The sequence below is a fragment of the Streptomyces sp. 150FB genome (assembly GCF_000818195.1).
In the GTDB taxonomy this organism is placed as follows: domain Bacteria; phylum Actinomycetota; class Actinomycetes; order Streptomycetales; family Streptomycetaceae; genus Streptomyces.
In genome coordinates this window covers 410,560-412,209 of sequence record NZ_JTHL01000001.1, presented here as the reverse complement: position 1 = coordinate 412,209, position 1,650 = coordinate 410,560, and the positions used below count along the sequence as shown (strand labels likewise).

Genomic DNA, 1,650 nt, shown 5'->3' with positions numbered 1-1,650 from the left:
CGCCGCCGCCGGATCCGGCACCGGCCTCGCGGCCCTGTGCATCGGCGTCGGCCAGGGCCTCGCCCTCGTATTGGAAAGGTGACGGACCGTCATGTCACTGTCGCAGCAGGAGATATCGGACGAGATCGCCGAGGAGATACGCGCGTACGCCGGCTCCGGCGCCGTACGCCACCACCCCTCGCGCGGCTACGCGCCGTACCGCAGCAGTGTGCTGCGCCACCCCCGGCAGCCGCTGACCGTCGTACAGGACCCGGAGGCGGTCGAGCTGACAGGACCGGCCTTCGGGGTCACCGACGTCACCGACCTCGACTCGGACCTGACCCGGCAGCACACCGGCGAACCGCTCGGTGAGCGGATCACCGTCACCGGACGGGTCACCGACCGGTCGGGGCGGCCGGTACGCGGTCAGCTCGTGGAGATCTGGCAGGCCAACGCCTCAGGACGGTACGCCCACCAGCGCGACCAGCACCCCGCGCCGCTCGACCCCAACTTCACCGGCGTGGGGCGGTGTCTGACCGACGACCAGGGCAACTACGCGTTCACCACCGTCAAGCCCGGCGCCTATCCGTGGCGCAACCACGAGAACGCCTGGCGCCCCGCGCACATCCACTTCTCGTTCTTCGGCACGGCCTTCACCCAGCGGCTCATCACCCAGATGTACTTCCCGGGCGACCCGCTCTTCGCATACGACCCGATCCTCCAGTCCGTCACCGACGAGGCGGCCAGGCAGCGGCTCGTCGCCGCGTACCAGCACGACCTGTCGGTGTCCGAGTGGTCGCTCGGCTACCGGTGGGACATCGTCCTCGACGGGCCCGCCGCCACCTGGATCGAGGAAGGCCGCTGATGCTCCCCACGCCCTCACAGACCGTAGGACCGTTCTACGGCTACGCGCTGCCCTTCCCCGGCGGCCCCGACATCGCCCCGACCGCGCACCCGGACACCCTCACCGTCCACGGCCATGTGTACGACGGCGAGGGACAGCCCGTCCCGGACGCGCTGCTGGAGATCTGGCAGCCCGCCCCCGACGGCTCGCTGACCGGCGCCCCCGGATCGATCCGGCGTGACCCGGTGACCGGGGGATACGCGGGCAGGGACGGGGTCACCTTCACCGGCTTCGGCCGGATCACCACCGACGCGGACGGCCACTGGGTGGTGCGTACGCTGCCGCCGGGCGGGGTGCCGTATCTGTCGGTGTGCGTCTTCGCACGCGGTCTGCTGCACCACCTGTTCACGCGGATCTACCTGCCGGGGGAGGCCACCGACAGCGACCCCCTGCTCAACTCGCTCGACCCGGAGCGGCGCGCCACCCTCCTCGCCGCCGAGAGCGGACCGGGCGTCCACCGCTTCGACATCCGGCTCCAGGGACCGAAGGAGACGGTCTTCCTTGAGTTCCGCTGAGCCTCCCGGCAGGTCACCGGGGTCCGGCGGGCGGGACGCCGCCGACGTCGGCCTGCTCTCCCCGCTGCGGGTCGCCGCGCCGGTCGAGGAGGCCACCGGCGACAGCGCGTTCCTCCAGGCGATGCTGGACGCCGAGGCCGCCCTCGTCCGGGCGCAGTCCGTACGGGGCGACGCCCCGGCATCGGCCGCCGACGCGATCGCCGGTGCGGCCAGGGCCGACCGCTTCGACGTCCGGTCGGTCGCCGTACGCGC

3 protein-coding genes and 1 pseudogene are annotated in these 1,650 nt (G+C 72.5%); all 4 read left to right on the top strand.

Going from position 1 to position 1,650, the window contains the following annotated elements; translation table 11 throughout:
• A partial coding sequence (locus QR77_RS48080; RefSeq protein ID WP_040019319.1) for a beta-ketoadipyl CoA thiolase occupies window positions 1-82 on the top strand: 82 nt, incomplete at its 5' end.
• A gap of 9 nt (window positions 83-91) precedes the next feature.
• On the top strand, window positions 92-844 hold the full coding sequence (gene pcaH / locus QR77_RS01625) for a protocatechuate 3,4-dioxygenase subunit beta (RefSeq protein WP_040019318.1): 753 nt from the start codon (window positions 92-94) through the stop codon (window positions 842-844).
• Window positions 844-1,398: a protocatechuate 3,4-dioxygenase subunit alpha gene (gene pcaG, locus QR77_RS01620; RefSeq protein WP_040019317.1), complete on the top strand. Its 555-nt coding sequence runs from the start codon at window positions 844-846 to the stop codon at window positions 1,396-1,398. Before pcaH ends, pcaG begins: the two co-directional genes overlap by 1 nt.
• Window positions 1,385-1,650: pseudogene (locus QR77_RS48075) on the top strand (3-carboxy-cis,cis-muconate cycloisomerase); the annotation flags it as partial. The gene pcaG and the pseudogene QR77_RS48075, both read left to right, overlap by 14 nt.

Coding starts and splice junctions, on each gene's coding strand:
- pcaH (WP_040019318.1), top strand. CDS start 92: ATGTCACTGTCGCAGCAGGAGATATCGGACGAGATCGCCGAGGAGATA.
- pcaG (WP_040019317.1), top strand. CDS start 844: ATGCTCCCCACGCCCTCACAGACCGTAGGACCGTTCTACGGCTACGCG.